The 19,344-nt window shown below is 71.3% G+C and carries 14 protein-coding genes and 1 pseudogene; 8 read left to right on the top strand and 7 right to left on the bottom strand.

All coding sequences use genetic code 11. The features are described from left to right. The first annotated feature begins 253 nt into the window (after positions 1-253). Positions 254-376, top strand: coding sequence for a hypothetical protein (locus tag ACFYXM_RS12515; RefSeq protein WP_389288980.1), 123 nt, complete (start codon positions 254-256; stop codon positions 374-376). Continuing rightward, complete coding sequence (locus ACFYXM_RS12510) at positions 373-1,029, top strand: HAD family hydrolase (RefSeq protein ID WP_389288979.1); 657 nt, start codon at positions 373-375, stop codon at positions 1,027-1,029. The genes ACFYXM_RS12515 and ACFYXM_RS12510 overlap by 4 nt, the downstream gene beginning before the upstream one ends. Positions 1,030-1,149: 120 nt before the next feature. On the opposite strand, the gene ACFYXM_RS12505 is transcribed toward ACFYXM_RS12510, so the two are convergent. Then, the gene (locus ACFYXM_RS12505) at positions 1,150-3,027 is read right to left on the bottom strand and encodes an amidohydrolase (RefSeq protein ID WP_389288978.1); all 1,878 of its coding nucleotides are present in this window, start codon (positions 3,025-3,027) and stop codon (positions 1,150-1,152) included. 126 nt (positions 3,028-3,153) lie between these two features. Here ACFYXM_RS12505 and ACFYXM_RS12500 point away from each other — a divergent pair, with 126 nt between their 5' ends. After that, positions 3,154-4,137 (top strand): LacI family DNA-binding transcriptional regulator, encoded by a 984-nt coding sequence (locus tag ACFYXM_RS12500; RefSeq protein WP_389288977.1) that lies wholly within the window; start codon positions 3,154-3,156, stop codon positions 4,135-4,137. A gap of 327 nt (positions 4,138-4,464) precedes the next feature. On the opposite strand, the gene ACFYXM_RS12495 is transcribed toward ACFYXM_RS12500, so the two are convergent. From ACFYXM_RS12495 to ACFYXM_RS12480, 4 genes and pseudogenes are all read right to left on the bottom strand, one after another. Then, a complete protein-coding gene (locus ACFYXM_RS12495) occupies positions 4,465-4,689 on the bottom strand; it encodes a hypothetical protein (protein WP_389288976.1) in 225 nt (74 codons plus the stop codon). A gap of 97 nt (positions 4,690-4,786) precedes the next feature. Continuing rightward, positions 4,787-5,656, bottom strand: coding sequence for a geranyl diphosphate 2-C-methyltransferase (locus tag ACFYXM_RS12490; protein WP_389288975.1), 870 nt, complete (start codon positions 5,654-5,656; stop codon positions 4,787-4,789). 14 nt (positions 5,657-5,670) lie between these two features. Further along, positions 5,671-6,918, bottom strand: a complete 1,248-nt coding sequence (locus tag ACFYXM_RS12485; protein WP_389288974.1) for a family 2 encapsulin nanocompartment cargo protein terpene cyclase — start codon at positions 6,916-6,918, stop codon at positions 5,671-5,673. Between the two features lie 35 nt (positions 6,919-6,953). After that, positions 6,954-8,318, bottom strand: a pseudogene (locus ACFYXM_RS12480) (family 2B encapsulin nanocompartment shell protein); the annotation flags it as partial. A 1,250-nt stretch (positions 8,319-9,568) separates the two neighbouring features. Between ACFYXM_RS12480 and ACFYXM_RS12475 the strand changes: the two are divergent. The 4 genes from ACFYXM_RS12475 (at position 9,569) to ACFYXM_RS12460 (ending at position 13,735) form a co-directional block, all read left to right on the top strand. After that, positions 9,569-10,588: a D-alanyl-D-alanine carboxypeptidase family protein gene (locus ACFYXM_RS12475; RefSeq protein ID WP_389288973.1), complete on the top strand. Its 1,020-nt coding sequence runs from the start codon at positions 9,569-9,571 to the stop codon at positions 10,586-10,588. Further along, positions 10,585-11,571, top strand: a complete 987-nt coding sequence (locus tag ACFYXM_RS12470) for an endonuclease/exonuclease/phosphatase family protein (RefSeq protein ID WP_389288972.1) — start codon at positions 10,585-10,587, stop codon at positions 11,569-11,571. The genes ACFYXM_RS12475 and ACFYXM_RS12470 overlap by 4 nt, the downstream gene beginning before the upstream one ends. 80 nt (positions 11,572-11,651) lie before the next feature. Beyond that, on the top strand, positions 11,652-12,341 hold the full coding sequence (cseB, locus tag ACFYXM_RS12465; protein WP_389288971.1) for a two-component system response regulator CseB: 690 nt from the start codon (positions 11,652-11,654) through the stop codon (positions 12,339-12,341). A gap of 8 nt (positions 12,342-12,349) precedes the next feature. Next, complete coding sequence (locus tag ACFYXM_RS12460; protein ID WP_389288970.1) at positions 12,350-13,735, top strand: sensor histidine kinase; 1,386 nt, start codon at positions 12,350-12,352, stop codon at positions 13,733-13,735. Positions 13,736-14,173: 438 nt separating this feature from the next. On the opposite strand, the gene ACFYXM_RS12455 is transcribed toward ACFYXM_RS12460, so the two are convergent. Together ACFYXM_RS12455 and ACFYXM_RS12450 are read right to left on the bottom strand one after the other, a co-directional pair. Then, a complete protein-coding gene (locus tag ACFYXM_RS12455; RefSeq protein ID WP_389288969.1) occupies positions 14,174-14,983 on the bottom strand; it encodes a hypothetical protein in 810 nt (269 codons plus the stop codon). Continuing rightward, on the bottom strand, positions 14,980-15,531 hold the full coding sequence (locus ACFYXM_RS12450; RefSeq protein WP_389288968.1) for a SigE family RNA polymerase sigma factor: 552 nt from the start codon (positions 15,529-15,531) through the stop codon (positions 14,980-14,982). The genes ACFYXM_RS12455 and ACFYXM_RS12450 overlap by 4 nt, the downstream gene beginning before the upstream one ends. 234 nt (positions 15,532-15,765) lie before the next feature. Here ACFYXM_RS12450 and ACFYXM_RS12445 point away from each other — a divergent pair, with 234 nt between their 5' ends. Then, positions 15,766-19,182, top strand: coding sequence for a S8 family serine peptidase (locus ACFYXM_RS12445; protein WP_389288967.1), 3,417 nt, complete (start codon positions 15,766-15,768; stop codon positions 19,180-19,182). Positions 19,183-19,344 lie beyond the last annotated feature (162 nt).

The following is a 19,344-nucleotide window of genomic DNA, read 5'->3' as shown; positions in this document are numbered from 1 at the left end:
GTGCGGGACGACTCCGGCTCTCCTCCGGAGCCGAGCGACCCCGGTCCCCGCGCGGGAACATCTCCCCGGGGTCCTCCCGCGAGCCCGTGCCCGGGTACTCCCGGGCCGTCCGCGCCGGGAACCAGATCTTCGCCACCAACACGACGGCCGGGTCCGCCGACGGGGCCGCCGGGAGTGCCGACGCAGCAGCGCGGGCACGCGGGATCTCCGGCCGTATCGACGCCGGCTCCGACTCGATGAGCGCCGTTCCTCGATGAGCGCTGTCCACGGCGACGGCTTCCGCGACGTCTTCCCTGTCACGGCGGTCGTCGAGGTGGGCGCGCTCGCTGCCGCAGACCTTCTCGTCGAGACGAAAGCCGACACCCTCCCACAGTGAACCCGACCGAGAACATCACCTCGATCTTCGACCTCGACGGCGTCCTGACCAGCGACGACACTATGTCGTCACTGGTCAGGGCCCGTCTGGCAGCTCGTCCTCTCCGGTTCGCCGCCGCGATCCCACCGTTCTTGCTCGCCTCGGCCGCGCCACCCGACGGCGCGCTGAGGCCCGCGATGAACCGGGCGATCGTGGCCTTGGCGCTGCGCGGACTGACCCGCGGCCAGTACGCGGAACTGGCCGACGTGACGGGCCGGACCATGGCGGCCCGGACAGCGGTCGGGCAGGCCGTGACGAGGTGCCGACGCGCCCTCGACGAGGGTCCGACAGTCGTGGCGACAGCCTCGGAGGAGAACCTCGCGCGTGCGTTTCTGGACGGCGTCGGCTTGCATGACATCCCCTTGGCCGCTTCCCGGCTCGACTTCACCCCACGAGGGCCTCGACTCGTCGCGCACAACGTGGGCGAAGCAAAGGTCGATGCCGTCCGAGCACTGGGGTTCGCCCCCGAGGAAGCGGTCCTGTACACCGACTCGGCCAGTGACCTCCCGCTCGCCCGTATCGCCCGCCGGACCGTCACCGTCAACGCTGCCCGTCGCTCGATCGCGAAGCTCACCGACGCCTCCGCGGACATCCGTCACGAGCGCTGGCGCTGAGACTGCGCACGCTGCCCCAGGTGTCCCTCTCCATGACGGGCGAGCGCCCGGGCGTGGAGGCGCCGGTCAGGTCCGTGCCGCCCCACCGGCACGTTCGGCCGGGGACGCGGGGTCGGATCGCTACGGCCGGTCGTCGCCATGGCCGCAGGCGCGGTGCCGTCCGCCGTGCACCGCCGCGTGCGCCGACGGGCGCGGCGCGGCGGTGGCCCGGTCGAGTCGCGCGGCCGCGGCCCGTCCCGCCGACGAGTGCGCGTCGTGGACGACCCTGCCGCCCACCAGCGTCAGCTCGACGCGAGTGTCGCTGATGTCGGCCACAGGGCATTTCGTCACATCACGGTCGAGAACGATCAGATCCGCCGCCAGCCCGGGGCGGACGGTTCCCGTGAGCCGGTCCATGCGCAGCTGCCATGCCGTGCCGTGCGTGTGCATCCGCAGCGCCGACGTACGGCTCAACCCCTCCAGCTCCCGGTAGAGCGGCCCCTCGCCCTCCGCGCCTGTGCGGTCGATCGCCGTACGGATCTGGTTCCACACCTGGAGCGGGTCCACCGGCCAGTCCGAACCGCCCGACAGCCGGGCCCCGTGCCGCTCCAGGGAGCGGGCAGGGTACATCCATCGGTGCCGCTCGGGCCCGATGTACGGCAGAAGCGCCTCCATCGTCCACGTGTCCTGTTCGGCCCACTGGAGTTGCATGCAGGCCACCACGTCCAGTGCGGCGAACCGTCCCAGATCCGCCGGGTCCACCAGTTGGAGGTGAGCGATGGTGTTCCGGGCACCGCGCGACCCGGTCGCGCGCCGGGCGTACGCGTACCCGTCGAGCGCCGTACGCACCGCGCGATCGCCGAGCCCATGGGCGTGCATCTGCCAGCCGGCCCGGTTGAAGGCCGCGGTCAGCCGCCCGTATTCCTGTCCCGTGGCGTACAGCTCGCCGCGGTTGTCCGTCGGGTGTCCGGAACCGTCCAGATACGGCGCCAGAAGCGCCGCCGTCTGCGCCGGGTACTCGATCACCCCGTCGAGGAACACCTTGACCGTCCCGAACCGCAGCCCGGGTACGTCACGGAAGGAGTGCCGCAGCCCGCGCGCATGGGCAAGGGCGGCTTCCGGGTCCTTCGCCAGGTCTGCGTCGATCCTGATCGCGGGGACGATCCGCTGCGGCAACGACCCTGCGTCCGCGAGGGCCTGATAAAGCGTCAACTCGTTCTGCCCGACCATCGCGTCCATCATGGTCGTCACGCCGCAAGCCGCTGCCTGGGCCAGGACCCGGGCGCAGGCCGCAACCAGTTCGGCCTCGCCGGGCTCCGGAATGTGACGGGTCACCAGCGGCTGGGCGTCGTCCTTGAGTACTCCGCTGGGCTGCCCGTCCGGCCCCTTCACGATCTTTCCGCCGACAGGATTGGGGGTCGCCGCCGTGATGCCGGCGATCTCCAGAGCACGGGCGTTGACCCAGACGTTGTGGCCGTCGCCCCCGACGAGCGCGACCGGGCGGCGCGTGGGAAGGGCGTCGAGCAGCGAGTGGTGAGGGAGGGTGCCGTGCGGCAGCAGACCGATCGGGTTCCAGTCCGAGACCACCAGCCAGCCCTCGGGTTCCTGGCCCGGCGTGTCCTGGAGAAATCCGGTGAGGATCGCCAGGAGTTCCTCGGCGGTCGTCTCGGCACCCTCCAGGGAGGGGCGCAGTGAGCGGTCGCCCGCGGAGAGCGGGTGCACATGGCCGTCGTGGATGCCGCTCATCACGGTCGCCCCGCGCGCGTCGACGACCTCGGTGCCACGTCCGGCGAGGCGGCGCAGGTCGCGGCCCCGGCCGGTGGCGAGAATCCGGCCGTCGTTCGCGACGGCCACGGCCTCGGCGGGGCGGGCACCGGGAAGTCCGGTGAACACCTGTGCGTTGTGGACGATCAGGGCTGCGGCACTCCGCTGTGCGGCGGCCGCGGGGCCGGCCGCCGCACCCACCAGTCCGGCCGCGCCCGCGGCGAGCACGGTCCGCCGGGCGAGAGAAGAAGTCATGGCCACTCCAAGGGTTGGGCTGCATTCGCTGTGGCCGGACCCTCATTGATTAACGCCGTAACCAGAACCCGTCCGGAGCGACGGAATCCGTAGGATGACGCCATGTCAGGGCCTACTCTCGCAGATGTGGCACGCGCCGCAGAGGTCTCCACCGCCACCGTCTCGCACGCTCTCAACGGAACAGGCCGGCTCGCCGACTCCACGCGCCGCCGGGTCCGCGAGGTGGCCATCGCGCTCGGCTACGGCGCACAGCGAGCCCCGCGGGCCGGGAAGACCCTGGGCGTGGCCGTCACCACCTATGCCGGATCGGCCTGGAACTTCCTCGATGTCCCGTACTTCGCCCAACTCCTCACTGCTGCCACGGCCACCGCGCACGCCCACGGCTACGCCCTGACGATCCTCCCCGCCACCTGCGGGGCCGAGACGCCCTGGCACACTCTCACCGTGGACGGCATGCTGCTCCTCGACAGCCCCACGCACGACCCGGTACTGCGTGCGCTGCGCGCCCGGGGCATCCCGCTCGTCTTCGACGGCCGCCCCGTCGATCCGAGGCCCGGGGACATCTGGGTGGACAACGACCACATCGCCACCACCCGCGAGGTCCTCGGCCACCTGACCGCCTCGGGCGCCCAACGGATCGCCCTGCACGCCGGATACGGCGACGAGCACTACACCCGGACCGTGACCCACTCCTACCAGCAGTGGTGCCACGAACACGCCCGTACTCCACTGGTCCTCACCTTCGACCCGTACGACACCTCGGGCCACGGCTTCGACGCCGTCTTCGCCGCCCGCGCCTGCGACGCGGTCTACACGGTCTACGACCCCGGCGGTCGCCAGGTCCTGGCCGCAGCGGCTCGCCACGGCCTGCGGATCCCCGACGACCTTCTCCTCGTCTGCGCCAGCGAGGACCAGGCGTACGCCGAGAATGATCCACCGGTGAGCACCGTGACCCTGCACCCCGCGACGATCGCCGAGACCGCGGTGACGGCCCTGGTCTCCCGTCTGTCTCCCACCGCCCCACCGCCACCCCTTGGTGCCCTGACGGTCCCGGCGCTCCTCCACCCCCGCCGCTCCTCGCGCCGCCGGGCGATCTCCGGCATGGCGTAGGCGGGTTCGCCGTCGGCCGAGTGCAGGCGCATGCTCGGGTAGTCGTCGAGGCCGGGCATTCGGCAGGCGGCCCGGTTGCCGATCCGCCACCGGCCTCCGGTGAGCCAAGCGCGGCGGACACGATGGAGGCGTCGATTCTGTACCGGGCCCGCGCAGGCGCGGAAGCGTTCTCGCACGGAGGCCGAAGGCATTCTTGGGCTACGCGGCGTCCCGTTGGTGTTCCCCGGGGGCTCCCGCGGAACGACGTGCTGTCCTGTGCGGCGATACCTGGCCCTCCGACCTCCGCCCGAGGATCAGGTCTTCGTCCGGAGGACGGCGTGCGGGTCGTCAGCCCCCATGGGGTGCTGCGTTGCCGACCGGCCGGGTGGGCAGGCGGCGAGAACGTTCGGTGGCTGCGTTGTCGAGAAAGCAGTCAGCCGGCTCAGGTTCATCGGGGAGGTCGCTGTTCGTGGCATCCCCGTCGGAGGCCGTGCCGCAGGAGCCGCCGACGATGTCGCTGTGCTTCCTCTTGGCGAGCAAGTCCGTTATCCACTGTGCCGGTTCGGGATCCATGGGGGCACACTCTCCTGTGAGCGTGAGGGCCCGTCGACGGGGCGCTGCGGGACGCGTGCCCAAGTGTGCGGGGTGCGTCCCGCATACGGTCGTCGGGTCAGATCCGGTCGGCGGCGATCAGCAGGTACTGGAAACTGCCGTTCTTGTACGCGGTCAGAAAGGAGTCCTCGATGCCGGTGCCCAGGGAGGACTGGGCACGCAACTCCCAGTACGGGATGGTGGCCGCGGTGAGGTCCACCACGCCGATCGGCACGAGTCGGTTGTTCGCCATCTCTTTGAAGTAGGCGGAGCGGGGATGGATGTCGCAGATGTAGTGGGCGTTGATCGTCGAGACCTCGCGGGATGGCAGCCCGTACGTATCGTTGTAGCAGCCGGTGATGGTGACGTACCTTCCGCCGCGTGCGAGGAGGCGGGCGTACTCGGCGAACAGCGTCGACAGGTCGACGTACATCGTGGACTCGTTGTTCCAGATGGCGCGGAACGAACCGGTGTCGAAGCCGGTGTCGAGCATGTTCTTGAGATGGAACCGCACTTTGTCGCCCACGCCGTGCTTCTTGGCCTGTGCGGTGGCGAAGGCCACCTGGGTCTCGGAGATGGAGATCCCGTCGACGTTGCAGTTGAACCGCTTGTTGGCAACCAGGCTGCCACCGCCTCGGCCGCAGCCCGAGTCCAGGAGCCGGTCGTCGGCGGTGATGGCACCGAGGTGGTCGGCGAGGAAGTCGGCCTGGGCGCTCTCCAGGCGGTGCAGTTCGGCGATGACGCGCTCGTCGCGAGTGTGCTGGGGACCTTGCAGGACGGACCAGTCGACGTCGCCGATGCCGTAATGGTGGTGGTAGAAGCCGTCGACCTCGCCCAGCCGGAGGTTGACGGGGTTCTTCTCGCGGTTCCAGTAGTCGGCCACGGACTCCTGGTAGTGGCTGATGGCCGGGGCTTCTGTCGCGCCCGCGCGGCGCGTTGCGGTGGTCATACGGATGTCTTCTCTCACCAGTAGTTGGGCAGGGAGTAGCGATGAGTGTTCGTGTGGTGCCATTCGTGGTTGCCGGCGACCCAGGCGGCGAGGCCGGTGGTATAGCGGGCCAGGCCCGGGTTCTCGGCGGCCAGGACGAGGGATTCGTCCTCGAAGGCATGCATGATCTCGTTGTGGATGTCGATGGCCTTCAGGTATGCGTCCTTGATGCCGCGACGCTCCTCGGCGGCGATCACCGTCGGGAGGTTCAGGTGATGCTCGTCGATGGCCATCTCTTTGGTGAAGGAGTACAGGTCGTTGACGAGCGTGGTGGCGTTGCAGGCCAGCGCGGTGACGCGCTGGACCTCGGGCCGGGAGTAGAGCGGCTCGGGCAGTTCGTAGCCGTCCACGGCGTCCACGATGGACAGGCAGGGGCGGAAGTTGTTGAACTGCCTCATCACCAGGTACTGCCACACCGGTGGGGTGGTGCGGGTCTGCGCCCAGGCGCCCTCGGCGAGGTACCCCAGGTGCAGTCGCGCGACGTCGTGGATGAACCGGGTGACCTGGCTGGGAGTGGCGATGTCCCGGAAGGCGCGGATCGCATCGGCGTAGGAGCGCAGCGGAGCATCCGTGTCCAGCCCCTCGTGCCACTGCTGCTGGTAGCCGTCTGCGGTGTGCAGGGGATCCAGAGCGCTCTGCGCGATGACGAGCCGACTGCCCAGGCCGATGGGGGATCCGCCGTAGTCCTCGCAGTAGCAGTCGTCGACGACGTTCTCCGCGACCAGCAGTTTGCCCGCGACGACGAGGCGCTCCAGGTCGGCTGCTGCCGGGTGTTGGAGGACGACCGCGCGGCCGACCTGGAAGCCGGCGAAGTCTCCGGCCCATTCAGGGGGAAACAGGCTGAGCTCTTGGGCCCAGGCTTCGAGTCGCCGGTCCACCTCGGCGATCTTGGAGGGATCGGCCGGCACGGCGGGCGGGCAGTACAGGCCCGGAATCGGGTCACCGGCGCGAGGCCGGACTGCGGGGGGCGGCGTGGACCGGTCATGACCCGTCAGCGGCGGAAGGAGTGCCCTGGCCGCTGATGTGCCCAGGCCGGTCGGGCCGCCGGGGAGGCACGCCGTCGTCCGCAGCGTCGAGAGTGCGGGCCGCGCGGCCGTCGGGTCCGGCAGCGGGTCGGGCAGATCCTGTTCCCTGGGCGGTGCCGGGTCGGACCGCAAGGTGCTCACCAGGCCCGCCATCTCATGAGTGGTGGGGGCGGCGAACACCCTGGACAGCAACGACATCGTCTCAGCCCTTCTTCGTTCGCCCGACCCGGTTCTCAGTCACGCGGTCGTACCTCGACGTTTTCGAGAATGCCGATCGCGTCCGGGACCAGGACAGCGGCCGAGTAGTAGGTGCTGACGAGGTAGGAGATGATCGCCTTCTCGTCGATCCCCATGAACCGGACGTTGAGTCCGGGCTCGACCTCGTCGGGCAGACCGGTCTGATAGAGGCCGATGACGCCCTCGTTGTCCTCGCCCGTACGCATGGCGATGATCGACGAGGTCTGGTGATCCGAGATCGGGATCTTGCCGCACGGCAGGATCGGCACGCCCCGCCACGCGGGAATGTGGTGACCGTCGACGTCGGCGCTGCTGATGGAGATGCCCCGCTTGTTGCACTCCTTGCCGAAGGCGGCGATGGCACGCGGGTGGGCGAAGATGTACTTGGTACCGCGGCGCATGCTCAGCAGATCGTCGAGGTCGTCCGGGGTGGGCGGGCCGGAGTTGGTCGGGATGCGCTGGTCGAAGTCGGCGTTGTGGAGCAGCCCGAACTCGGGATTGTTGACCATCTCCTTCTCCTGCCGCTCGCGCAGCGCCTCGATGGTGAGGCGCAACTGCTGCTGCGTCTGGTTCATCGGCTGGTTGTAGAGGTCGGCGACCCGGCTGTGCACCTTCAGCACCGTCTGCGCCACACTCAACTCGTACTCACGCGGTTGAAGTTCATAGTCCGCGAACGTGGCCGGCAGGATCGGCTCGCCCTGGTGGCCGGACAGGAGCTCGATGGCTGCCTCGCCGGCCTTGTTCGTCGGCTTCTGCGCGTCGGCGCTGCGCCTCAGGACGTGCGACTGCAACGCCTCGTGCTGGCCGGCGACCGCCTTGTACGCACTGTGCGGCAATGCCAGGACGGTGGTCGCGGTCACCGCGCGTGCCGTGAAGTCCCACTTGTTGTCCGCCCCCGCCAGCACGTTGCCGCCGAAGCTGTCGCCGTCCGACAGCCGGCCCACGATGGACTCGCCTTCGTACTTCGCGGGCCTGACCTCGTTCACCCTGCCGTGCACGATCAGGTAGACGTGATCGGCCTTACGGCCCTCCTCCACAATCACCTGGCCGGGGTCGAACTCCTTCTGGACGAACTTGTCGGCCAGCGCACCCAATGCCGGGCCGTCGTCGAATCCTTGCAGCAAGGGCAGTTCGGCCAGCTCCTGCGGGATGACACGAACCTTGGATCCGTTCTTCTCGAACGTCACCTTTCCGTCCCCGACCGTGAACGTCAGGCGCCGGTTGACCCGGTAGGCACCACCCGGGACGTTGACCCACGGCAGCTTCCGCAGCAGCCAACGCGAGCTGATCCCCTGCATCTGGGGTTCGGACTTGGTGGTGGTGGCGAGGTTCCGCGCAGCGGCAGTGCCGAGGCTGAGCTGCTACTGCATTTGGTCCTGCGCCGTCGCGGTTTCTGACGGGCGCGTCTCGACAGTCATCGACTACCTCTCAGTTCAGGAGATGACCCGCCTGGCTCCAGCAGGGCAGACTTCACCAACAGCAAGCGGGGATTACTTTGCGTAGCAATTAGTAATGCCTCGTGAGCGTCGAGTGACACAGGCGCGCCTGCCAGGCCCTCACAAAATAAGCAGTCCCCTATAACATCCTCAATTCATCGCAAAAGAATTTCCCCCATCGGACGTCGACGCCGGACGGGGAGTGGCAGGCCCCGAGCGTGAAAGGTGAAGACCAATGCCCTTCCTCGGCTTTGCGCGCCAGTAACGCGTGCAGGTGTCCGAGCTGTTCACCATGGGAGCAGTCGCAGGCCGCGGCAATATCCGTTCAACGTTGCGCGATCCGCTACCGCTCGCGTGGCACTGCCGCGATGAGTTGACCGACGAAGGCCCCGGCTCGGCGGGACGCCCACCAGGGCGTTCGACATCCCGATGAGTCCGTCGGCCGGTGGACCGCCTCCCATGCATCATTCGGCACCAACAGGAAGCAACGCTCCAGTCACCTGCGATCGTTAATCGTCAAATACACCCCCGATCAAGGATCGCCTCATATCGATCTTTCTCAAATCTCATTCGGCCGTTCAATTACCTTCAGCAATCAGGCGATCTGCATAATGCGGCCATTCCAAGCCGGTTTCCGCTGCTCCGAACGTGCCGGCCTGCATCCCCCGGCGCTTTCGTGCGCCCGGTACAAGGCCCGCACGTAAGCGCCCGCGCTCGCCGCCCTGGTGCGGCCGGGCGAATCGGCGGAGATCACCACCCGCTTCGACGGCTACCGGGGCCGCTGCCTCTTCCATCGTCACAACGCGGAGCACGAGGACACGGGCATGATGGCCAACCTCGAGATCGTCCGAGGCACCTCGGACCCCTCCCGCTCCCCTGACCACCGTCGGCCGGTCCCGGCACGGGCACCGGCCCCCGGTGAGTACGACCGCGAGGGTCTCCGGCGTCTCTCGGCCGCCCGCGCATGGCCCCTGGCACGCCGGGTGAACCGGCGGTTCCGCCTGCCCGCACTTCCTCGCCCCCGTGCGATGACGGGAAAGGAGCCCTGGTTACAGGACCGACACAATTCCGCGCGCCGCCTGATATACGGCCACAACCGCCCGGATGCGCTCCCCGCCGAAGGTGAGGGGGTGTGCGCGGCCTGTCGCGCACATGTCCTGGAGAGGTGGTTGCTGGTGAGTGCGCAAGAGACGCGTGCACAAGAGATACGCGGCGCCGGGCCCGATGGGGCGCGCCGGAACCGGCCCCGGGTCGGCAGGGTGTGCGCGGCGGCCGCAGTGCTGATCGCCGTCGGGGTCGGCGGCTGCTTCGCCGGGAGCCGCGCCGGCGAGGGCGGCCCGGCGTCCGCGTCCTCGTCGGCCATGGGCCTGCTCGGTCTCTCGCTGCCGTGGCCCGGGGAGGGCCAGACGAGCATCATGGTGGAGGGTCTGGGCAGCCTGGGGAGCAAGGGCGGGCGGCGGCCGGTTCCGATCGCGAGTCTGACCAAGGTGATGACCGCGTACGTCGTCCTCAAGGGGCACCCGCTCGGGGACGGGGAGCCGGGGCCGGTGATCACGGTCGACGAGCGGGCCGCGCAGGAGGCCTTCTCCCTCAGCGAGTCCACCGTGCCCCTGCGCGAAGGACAGTCACTGACGCAACGCCAGCTCCTGGAACTGTTGTTGCTCCCTTCCGGCAACAACGTGGCGCGGCTGCTGGCCCGTTGGGACGCGGGGAGTCAGGAGGCGTTCGTCGCCAAGATGAACGACGCCGCCCGGGACCTCGGGATGACACGGACCACCTACACCGGGGCGAGCGGGATCGAGCCCACCACCGTCAGCACGGCCGACGACCAGCTCGTGCTGGCCCGGCAGGCCATGAGGATCCCGGTGCTGCGGGCCGTGGTCGCGCTGCGCAGGACGACAGTTCCGGGAGTACCGGGCACGGTCGTCAACACGAACCGGCTGCTGGACAGACCCGGTGTGCTCGGGCTCAAGACCGGGTCCAGCTCGCCCGCCGGAGGCGCTTTGATGTGGGCCGCCGAGGCGGGATCCGGTACGAAGCGACGCCTGGTGCTCGGTGTCGTCCTCGGGCAGCGGGTCGACACCACGCCCGAGGCGGGCCTGCGGGCCGCCCTCGACCGGAGCGGTGCGCTGATCGAGGCCGTGCGCAAGGCCCTGCCCGCAGTGCTCGACAGCCGGGGGCAGGTGCGGGCATGACCACGATCCTCACGCGTACGACCACCGAGGCCGGGCACGGACGCGGGGACGAGGAGGGTGGCGGGGCCGCGGCGCGGCGCGGGCGCCGGACTGCGGCGGCGTCCGTGGTGACGGGGATCGTCATGTTCGCCGCCGCCGGGCTTCCGTCCGGGCCCGGCAACCTCGTGAACCTGCTGCAGACCTTCCTGCCCTGGCTCGGCCTGAGCGTGCCCCTCCTGCTCGTCCTGGCCGCCGTCCGGCGCGCACCGGTCGCCGCCGTCGCCGTCCTGGTCCCCGCTGTCACGTGGTGCTTTCTGTTCGGCGGACTGCTCACCGACAAACGCACCGACGGCGGGGACATGACCGTGGTCAGCCAGAACGTCCATGAAGCGAACCCCGACCCGAGCGGGACCGCCCGAGCCCTCGCGGCATCCGGCGCCGAACTGCTGGCGCTGCAGGAACTGACACCCCGGACCGCCCCCGCGTACGAGAGGGCACTGGCCGGCACGTACCCGTACCACGCGGTGCTCGGCACGGTCGGGCTGTGGAGCGCCTACCCGCTGCGGGACCCGGAGCCCGTCGCGATCATGCCGTGGACCCGCGCGCTGCGGGTCACCGCCGACACTCCGAAGGGGCCGCTCGCCGTGTACGTCGTCCATCTCGCCTCCGTGCGCGTGAGCCTCGGGGAAGGCTTCGCCACGGACCGCCGCAACGAGGCGGCCGCCAAGCTCGCCGAGGCGGTACGGGCCGAACCGCTGCCCCGCGTCGTCGTGACCGGTGACTTCAACGGCACACCTGACGACACATCGCTGCGTCTCCTGACCGGACAGCTGCGTTCCGCGCAGCGGACAGCGGGACAGGGGTTCGGCCTCACCTGGCCGGCCGCCCTCCCGGTGGCCCGGATCGACCAGATCCTCGTGAGGGGCGCCATCCCGACGGCGTCCTCGCCCCTGCCGCGCACCGGCAGCGACCACCTCCCGGTCGCCGCCTCCCTGCGCCTGTGAACACCCTGACAACGGCGGCTACGATCGCCCTGCGACAGTGGTCCGGCAGACGGCCGGACCACCAGGAAGGCAACCCCGCAGTGAGTGTGCACATCCTCCTCGTCGAGGACGACGAGGCCATCCGCAGATCCGTCGGGCTGGCCCTGGAACGGTACGGCTACCGGACCTCGGCCGCCGCCGACGGGCTGACCGGCCTGGAGATGTTCCGCGAGGGAACGCATGACCTGCTCCTGCTGGACGTCATGCTCCCGCACCTCGACGGGATCGGCCTGTGCCACCGGGTCCGCGAGACCAGTCAGGCCCCCGTCCTGATGATGTCCGCCCGGAGCGACGCGCTCGACGTGATCGGCGGCCTCGAGGCCGGCGCCGACGACTACGTCGTCAAGCCCGTCGACACCGCGGAGCTGGTGGCCCGCATCCGCACCCTGCTGCGCCGCGCCAGCCTTCCCGCCCCCGGTGGCAGCGGCGTGCCCGGCCCGGACAGCGGCCTGCTCACCTTCCGGAACCTGACCGTCGACACGCGCGGGCTGGAAGTCCGCAGGGACGGCGAGCCCCTCGGACTCACCCCCACGGAACTGCGCCTCCTCCTGGAGTTCGTGGCCGCCCCCGGCATCGCCCTGCAACGGCAGACCCTGCTGCGCAAGGTCTGGGACTACGGATGGGACGGCGACAGCCGGGTCGTCGACCTGACGGTGCAGCGGCTGCGCAAGAAGATCGGAGCCGACCACATCGACACCGTGCGCGGCTTCGGCTACCGGTTCCGCCGCTGAGGACCGCCATGACGCCCGCCACCGCCCCGGCCCGCCGCTCCCTGTGGCGCCTCGCCGATCCGAGATCCCTTCGCTGGAAGATCGCCGCCGCGGTCGCCGCCGCCGCCTGTGCGATGGCCCTGGGCATCGGGGTTCTGGTGCACCGCTCCACCGAGGCCCGCTCGCTGAGCGTCGGCCGCGCCGGCGCCGAACGCGCTCTCGCCGAGGCCGAGACCGAGTTCCGCAGCGAAGGAACACCCCGGCACTCCGCGTCGCAGTCGTCCGGATTCATGACCGGCGACCAGGTTCCGGACGAGCTCCTGGACCGGCTCGGCTCCGGGAGCGGCCACGTCACCTGGTACGACACCACCAAACCGGCACATGGCGCCGCCATGTGGGCGGCGACGCGGATCGACGGCACCGTGATCGCCGTCCGGACGGACATGCTCACCGATCAGCTGAGCCGTCAGGCCCTCGACCGGCACATGCGCTACGCGGCCATCGCCACGCTCGCCGTCGTCGTGCCCCTCACCCTGCTCGCCGCCGAACTGCCGCTGCGGCGTCTGCGCCGTGTCACGGACACCACACGCCGCATACGCCACGGGAATCTGGACGCGCGCACCAGCGACCGGGCCCGTGACGAGATCGGCGAGATCGCCTCGGCCGTCGACCACATGGCGGATGCGCTCCGGGACCAGTTGCACAGCGAACAGCGCTTCACCGCCGATGTCGCCCACGAACTGCGCACCCCCATCGCAGGGCTGGTCACCTCCGCCTCCCTGCTGCCGGAGAGCGAGCCCACCGACCTCGTCCGCGACCGCGTGCGGGTGCTGCGCGCCCTGGTGGACGACCTCCTGGAGATCTCCCGCCTCGACACGGGCACGGAACGCGCCGACACCCAGCCGGTGCCCCTGGGCGAACTGGCCGAGGAGTCCGTACGGCGCACGGGGCTGGAGACACGGCTCACCGTGACCGGACGGCCGGTCGCCGGGACGGACCCCCGCAGACTCGACCGCATCATCACCAACCTGGTCGTCAACGCCCACCGGCACGGGAAACCCCCTGTCGAGGTCGCCGTCGTGGGCACGACGATCGTCGTGCGCGACCACGGCCCCGGCTTCCCCGAGGACCTGCTCGACCAGGGACCGCGGCGTTTCCGTACCGGATCGGCCGAGCGGGGCCACGGCCACGGGTTGGGGCTGACCATCGCCCTGGGCCAGGCGCAGGTGATCGGCGCACGGCTCACCCTCGCGAACGCCGCCCCGCACGGTGCCGTGGCGACACTCGACCTGCGGCACGCCGCGGCGGCGGCCCCGGGCCTCGAACACCCGGCGGAGGCAGCGCCCCCCGCTCCCGCACCGCAACCGTCGACGCACCCCGACCCGCCACAGGATCGGTCGTCGGGAACGGCCTGAGAGCCGATCCGTGACGGATCGGCGCGCGGCGCCGGATGTGGTGCGTCGCAGGACGGAGGGGCGCCCGTGTACGAGACGCACGCGGGCATTCCGACGACGTGGCGAGGTGCCCCGGCTGTCGTCCGATCACGCGTCACCGCCTCGCCAGTTCCGCCGACCGGGGATGTCCGGGATGCACGCGCGTCAGCCAACCGCCGAGAACGTCGCGCCGCGCCCGGCTCAACCTAGTGCTGTGACCGGGAAGGTTTGCCGGGTGGCTCGCGGCGTCCGGTGCGGGCCCCGCCCTTCGGGCGGACGACGCTCCTTTCGAAACACGCCCTAGCCGTAGGTGGGCCGGGACGCGGAGGTGACCGTGCTCGGAGGGGCGAGCGGACACCGGCCGCGAGTCCCGCCCCGCCCCGGTCCGCGTCGGGCGGCCGGGGCGGGGACCGCCGCGGGTCAGAACTTCCAGGCGGGATCGTTCGCGATCTTCAGCATCGCGGTGGTGTCCAGCTGCGGCTGTGACCGCGTACCGCTCGCCCCCTTCGTGTCCGTCCGGCCGGCCCATTGCTGAAGGGTCACCGTCCGGCCGTCCTTGCGGAGCACCCGGACGTACCAGGACTCCCGTCCGTCCCCGGCCCACCGCAGCGTCACGGCCTCCGCCCGTGCGCCATCGGCGAGTTCGACCACCTGGCAGTCGCTCTTCGGGGCGGCGTCGCGTGGAGCCGGTGCGCCGGGCCGCGGTGCGACCTTCGGCATCGTGATGCTCGCGCAGAGCGGCACCTTCGGGCCCTTGGCGGTGTATTCGGCTCCGCCGACGAACTCTACGCGGCCGGTGCCGCCGTCCCACCACACGCGGTAGGTCCGGCCGGGGAAGTCTCCCTCCCCGACGGTCGCCTTCCCCGGCGGGAGCAGCCCGACCAGGGTGTCGGCGAGCCGCCGGCTGCTCCACCGGGTCGTGTGCTCGGTCCCCGAGTCGAAGGCGTCCGGCCGCAGGCTCCGCGGCGCCGCGCTGTCGGCCGCGGCGGGCACCAGCGGGCCGACGAGCGGGTCGGCGGCCGACGGGTGCGTGCCCGGGTCCGCGCCGGGCGTGACCAGGGCCAGGGCGGCCACGGCCGCCCCTGCCGTCAGACCGGCTCCGGCCAGTGCTCCGCGGCGGCGGGCACGGCCGCGCCGTCCGGCCGCGACCACCGCGTCCACGCTGGTTTGCAGGGGCGGCTCGTCATGGAGTCCGGCCTCCAGAAGGTTCTTGACGTCGTGGTTGTTCATCGCAGTGCGGCCTTCCTTCGGGTGGAATCGGCTGGAGGAACGAACGCCCCGAACGTGTCGGCGTCCGCGTCGTCCCCCAGGAGGGAACGCAGGCGGTCCAGCGCCCGCGCGGTGTGGCTCTTGACCGTGCCGACGGAGCAGCCCATGGCCGCGGCGGTCGCGGCGATGTCCAGATCGGCCCAGTAGCGCAGCACCACCACCGCCCGCTGCCGCGGCGGCAGGACGGCCAGCGCGGCGCGTACCTGAAGTCCCAGCGCCGGGTCCGTGCCGGGCTCGGCGCGGTCGGGCAGTACGCAGGAGGGCTGTTCACGACGCCAGCGCCGCCGCATGTGGTCGACGCAGGCCCGGGTCAGTACGCGATGGGCGTACGCCTCCAGGTTCCGTATCTGGCGCCGTCGTCCCCACATCGAGTACAGCTTCGCCAGTGCTGTCTGCGTGATGTCCTCGGCATGGTGCCAGTCACCGCACATCAGGTAAGCGGTGCGGCGCAGGTGCACCAGCTGCTCCTGGGCGAAGCCGCGGAATTCCTCCAGGTCACCGGTACGCAATGCGTGCCCTCCGTTCGTCTCTGTCCCCTTCGACGGAGCGGACCGGGCCCGGGGATGTCACGGGCCGTGAGATCTCTCCGGATTATTTTTTCTGACGCTCCGTGACATCCCCGTGCTCCGTCCGCTCCGTCGTTCCTGTCGAGACATGGGAGAAGGCGGCGCCCGCCTCCGGAGCGTCCGCCCGTGCGATGCGGGCGGACGCTCCCGCGGGGCCGCGCGATCGAGAGGACGCGTATGCGAGACATACGTACAGCAGGCCCGCCGGCCGTCGTCGTGCTGGGCGCACTGCTGATCGGCACGGCCGCCGTGCCGCCCGCCGGGGCGGCCCCGCCGCGCACCGCCGCGGCGTCCGGGGCGGGCGCCGTGGTGAGGACGACGCTCATCACGGGCGACGAGGTGACCGCCCGGGTCGGCGCCGACGGCACGGTGTCCGTGGTCGCCGTACGGCCCGGCCCGGGGCGCGAGGACATGACGTTCACCCAGCGGGGCGCCGGGGGTTCGGTGTCGCTGGTACCGCAGGACGCGGTGGCGCCGCTGCGCGCCGGATTCCTGGACCCGCGGCTGTTCGACATCACGGGACTTGTGGCCCAGGGGTACGACGACGCCCACAGCCCCCAGTTGCCGCTGATCGTCACGTACGACGAGGCGGTCGCCGGGAAGGCGGCCCCGCGGCCACCGGCCGGGGCAGCGGCCGTACGCGCCCTGGCGAGCGTGCACGGCACCGCGCTGCGGGCCGACAAGAAGCGGGTGTCGCAGCTCTGGGAAGAGTGGGGACCCGCCGCGTCGAAGCACCGGTCGGCGGCCGCCCTCGCCCCGGGCGTGGCCAAGGTGTGGCTCGACGGCAAGGTCGGCGCCGCCCTGGATCGCAGCACGGCCCAGGTCGGTGCGGTGCAGGCGTGGAAGTCCGGCTGGACCGGAAAGGGCGTGAAGGTCGCGGTGCTGGACACCGGCATCGACGCGACGCACCCCGACTTCTCCGGCTCGATCGCCGAGTCGGCGGACTTCACGAAGGGCGACAGCGCCGTCGGCGACGCCGACGGTCACGGCACGCACGTGGCCTCCACGGTCGCCGGGGACGGCACCGCGTCCGACGGCCGCTACCGGGGCATGGCCCCCGACGCCGAACTGCTGGTCGGCAAGGTGCTGGACGACAACGGCGGCGGGCAGGAGTCGTGGGTCCTCCAGGGCATGGAGTGGGCCGCGGCACGGGCGCCCATCGTCAACATCAGTCTGTCCGGCGCCGCCACCGACGGGACCGACCCCCTCTCGCAGGCCGTCGACAAGCTCTCCGCCGACCACGGCACGCTGTTCGTCGCGGCGGCCGGCAACCGCGGACGCCCCGGCACGGTCGGCACGCCCGGTACGGCCGACGCCGCGCTGACCGTGGGCGCCGTCGAACGCGACGACGCGCTCGCCGACCTGTCGAGCCGGGGACCGCGCCTGGGCGATCACGCGGTCAAGCCCGATCTGACGGCGCCGGGCATCGGCATCGTGGCGGCCCGCGCGGCAGGCACCGACGGCGACAACCCGGTCGACGACCACTACACCGCCCTGTCGGGCACCTCGATGGCCGCGCCGCATGTCGCCGGTGCCGCCGCGCTGCTCGCCCAGGCCCACCCGGACTGGAAGGGACCGCAGCTCAAGGCCGCACTGACCTCCTCGGCGAAGCCGATCGCCGGGCAGGGCGCGTACGAGCAGGGGGCCGGACGCCTGGACGTGGCGCGGGCCACCGCCCAGAGCGTGTTCGCCACGGCCGAGGACACCGGCGTGTACTTCACCGACCCCGAGGCCACCGAACCGGTCACCCGAACCGTCACGTACCACAACACCGGCACGGCGGAGGTCTCCCTCACGGTGGCCGCCGCCACCACCGGCCGGGCCGACGAGCCGGGGCCGAAGGGCCTGTTCACCGTGTCGCCGGCCGTTCTGACCGTGCCCGCCGGAGGCACCGCCCGGACCACGGTCACCATCGACCCGGGCGCCACGGCGGCCGGAACCTCCTTCAGCGGACGGCTGACCGCGGCCGCCGGGGGTGACACCGTCGTGACCGGACCGGCCTTCGCGGTCACCAAGGAGGCCGTCCACCGCCAGGTCACGGTGAAGGCCGTCGACCGCGACGGCGCGCCCCTCGGCCCGGGCTCACGCGAACATGGCTTCTCCTCCGTACAGTTGACGAACCTCGCCGACGGCCGGACGTTCGGCCTCACCTTCGACGGCGGCACGGCCACCGCCCGCGTGCCGGAGGGCCGCTACAACCTCGGCGGCACCCTGGTCACCCCCGGAACCGGGGAAGCCGCACCGACGTCGACCTTGTTCCTCCGGCCCGAGCTGGACGTACGCGGCGACGCCGCGTTCACGGTGGACGCCCGGCAGGGCAAGCCGATCACCGTCGCCGTCCCGGACCCCGGCGCACAGCCCTACTCGCTGTCGGCCGGATACTGCTACCGCGTGCCCGGGGACAGCACGTGCGCGGACCAGAGCGCCCTGCTCGGCAGGCCCGGACGGCTCTACGTCATACCGGGCGAACGGGTTTCCGGCGGCACGCTCGGCTTCTACGTCCGCAGCATCCAGCACGGCGCACAGGCCCCGAAGGGACGTCTGCCCGACCGTTACGACCTGCTGCTGCTCACCACGGGTTCGCTCCCCGACCCGGCGTTCCGCCTCGCCCGCGAGGATCTGGCCGCCGTCAGGAACGACTACTACGCGCAGGGTCCCGGTACCGCCGGCAGCACGTCCAGCTGGCCCACCGAGTCCGGTCTGGGCGGGATGAGCATCGTCGAACCGGACTTCGCGCTGCCCGCGGCACGCACCGAGTACATGACCGTGCGCGACCAGCGGCGCGAGACGTACTTCAGCCAACAGGCCGGCGAGGGCGGCAAGTACCTGCCACTGCCCGTCACGCAGATCGGCACCGTCTCGTGCACGGCCGGCAGCACCTGCGTCGACCGGTGGAACGCCGCCGTCATCGGCCCCGGCCTGGCTCCCGTCAAGAACGGCGCGCCGTCGATCGGCCGCGCCAGTGACGGCACCATCGGCGCGGAGCCTCAGCTGTTCAGCGACGCGGCCCCCGGGCACTACGGCGGCCCGATGCCCGACTGGCTGGAGGACACCGTGGACATCACCCTGACGAAGGACGGGCAGAGGCTCGGCTCCAGCGACTCCCCCAGGGCCACCTTCGCCGTCCCCCAGGACGCGGCCACCTACCGGCTGACCGCCCGCGCCACCCGCAAGGAGCCGTGGGCATCGCTGTCGACGACGGTGAAGACGATGTGGACCTTCCGCTCCGCGGCGGTCGCACCCGGCCCCGGCGGTGCGGTGCGCACCGAAGCGCTGCCGCTGGACGTCGTACGTTTCATCGCCCCCGTCGACGCCACCAACCAGGCCGCCCGTGCCAAGCACACGCTGACCGCGCGGGTGGAACGGCAGGCCGGCGCCGCGGCGCCCAGGACCAAGCGCCTCACCGTGCAGGTCTCCTTCGACGACGGCGTGACGTGGCAGGACGCCCCGGTCAGCTCGGACGGCGCCACCGGTCACCGCGTCACCATCACCCCGGGCTCCGGTTCCTTCGTCTCCCTGAGGGCCACGGCGCGCGACGCCGACGGCGGCACCGTGGAACAGACCCTCCTGCGCGCCTACCGTCTGGCCCCCTGACCGCGGCGAACGCCCCGAACCACGTTCCTTCCGCTCCCCGAGCCGCCCCGGCGGGCACCGGATGCCGCCGGGGCGGCCCCAGGAAGCCGCGAACCGCCCGGCGGATGAGCGCGGCGCCGAACAGCCGGTGTGGCCCCAGCCCCTGCCCGGCCCGGGCTCTGA

Source organism: Streptomyces sp. NPDC002476 (assembly GCF_042889785.1).
Taxonomy (GTDB): domain Bacteria; phylum Actinomycetota; class Actinomycetes; order Streptomycetales; family Streptomycetaceae; genus Streptomyces.
This window is presented reverse-complemented; position numbering and strand designations above follow the sequence as displayed.